The organism is Castellaniella denitrificans (genome assembly GCF_027214045.1).
In the GTDB taxonomy this organism is placed as follows: Bacteria; Pseudomonadota; Gammaproteobacteria; order Burkholderiales; family Burkholderiaceae_B; genus Castellaniella; species Castellaniella denitrificans_A.
Genome location: NZ_JAPWHE010000023.1, coordinates 1 through 1757, shown reverse-complemented (window position 1 = coordinate 1757; position 1757 = coordinate 1). Strand labels below are relative to the sequence as shown.

2 protein-coding genes are annotated in these 1757 nt (G+C 66.5%); both read left to right on the top strand.

Features of this window, described 5'->3' with window-relative positions; genetic code table 11:
• On the top strand, positions 1–539 hold a 539-nt coding region (locus tag O4H32_RS14875; RefSeq protein ID WP_331284297.1), incomplete at its 5' end, for a TRAP transporter small permease.
• Positions 536–1757: TRAP transporter large permease (locus tag O4H32_RS14870; protein WP_269360398.1), on the top strand; the 1222-nt coding region annotated here is incomplete at its 3' end. The genes O4H32_RS14875 and O4H32_RS14870, both read left to right, overlap by 4 nt.

Below are 1757 nucleotides of genomic sequence, written 5' to 3'. Positions count from 1 at the left end.
TGAAAAACTGGCTGGAACACATCGAGGAAGGCCTGATCGCCTTTCTCCTGGCCGCCATGACCGTGGTGACCTTCGCCCAGGTCGTGGCCCGCTACGTCTTCAACTACAGCTTCGTCTGGGCGCTGGAACTGACGATGTATTTCTTCGGCGCCCTGATCTTTCTGGGCATCTCCTACGGCGTGCGCGTGGGCGCGCACATCGGCGTGGACGCCTTCGTGCGCATCCTGCCGGCGCGCATCGCCCACAAGCTGACCATCGTCAGCACCCTGCTGTGCATCCTGTACGCGGCCATCGTCGTCTACGGCGCCTGGGTCTACGTCGACAAGATCCACACCATCGGCATCATGGCCCAGGATCTGCCCATCGCGCAGTGGGTGCCGCGCATCGTGCTGCCCCTGGGCTACGCCCTGCTCATCTGGCGCCTGGGCGAGGTGCTCTGGAACCTGCTGCGCGGCGGCCACGCCTCGCTGCTGGGCGACGAAGTCGCCGACGCCATGAAACTGCTCGGCGATGACGATTCCAAGGGAGACGCCGCATGACCACCACCGCCCTGTTCATCCTGCTGTTCGTCTTCATGCTCATGGGCATGCCCGTGGCCGTGGCCCTGGGCCTGTCCTCGCTGCTGACCATCATGGCCTTCGGCCACGATTCGCTGGCCTCGCTCTCGCTCAAGCTCTACGAGACCTCCGAGCACTTCACCCTGATGGCCATCCCCTTTTTCGTGCTGGCCGGCGCTTTCATGACCACCGGCGGGGTGGCCCGGCGCATGATCCGCTTCGCCATCGCCGCGGTCGGCCACCTGCACGGCGGTCTGGCCATCGCCTCGGTGATGGCCTGTGTGCTGTTCGCCGCGGTCTCGGGTTCGTCGCCCGCCACCGTGGTGGCCGTGGGCTCGATCGTGATCGCCGGCATGGTGCGCGCCGGCTACCCGCAGTCCTTCGCCGCAGGCGTGATCTGCAACGCCGGCACCCTGGGCATCCTGATCCCGCCGTCCATCGTCATGGTGGTCTACGGCGCGGTCACCGAAACCTCGGTGGGCGCGCTGTTCATGGCCGGCGTGGTGCCCGGCCTGCTGCTGGGCCTGGTGCTGATGGTGGCCATCTACATCGTCGCGCGCGTGCGCAACATGCCGCGCCAGCCGCGCGCCAGCGCCGGCGAAGTCCTGGCCGCGGGACGCGACTCGATCTGGGGGCTGCTGCTGATCGTCATCATCCTGGGCGGCATCTACGGCGGCATCTTCACCCCGACCGAGGCGGCCGCCGTGGCTGCGGTCTACGCCTTCGCCATCGCCGTGTTCGTCTACCGCGACATCGGCATGCGCCAGGTCCCCGAGGTCCTGATCGACGCGGCCAAGGTGACCATCATGCTGATGTTCATCATCGCCAACGCGCTGCTGTTCGCCCACGTGCTGACCACCGAGCGCATCCCGCAGGCCATCGCCGAGCAGATCATCGCCTGGGACATGAGCGCCTGGCAGTTCCTGATCGTGGTCAACATCCTGCTGCTGGTGGCCGGCGCCTTCATGGAGCCGACCGGCATCATCCTGATCCTGGCCCCGATCCTGTTTCCCATCGCCACCCAGATGGGCATCGACCCGGTGCACCTGGGCATCATCATGGTCATCAACCTGGAGATCGGCATGGTCACCCCGCCCGTGGGGCTGAACCTGTTCGTGACCGCCGGCATCACCAAAATGAGCATCGGACAGGTCGTGCGCGCCGCGCTGCCCTGGCTGCTCCTGCTGCTGACCTATCTGG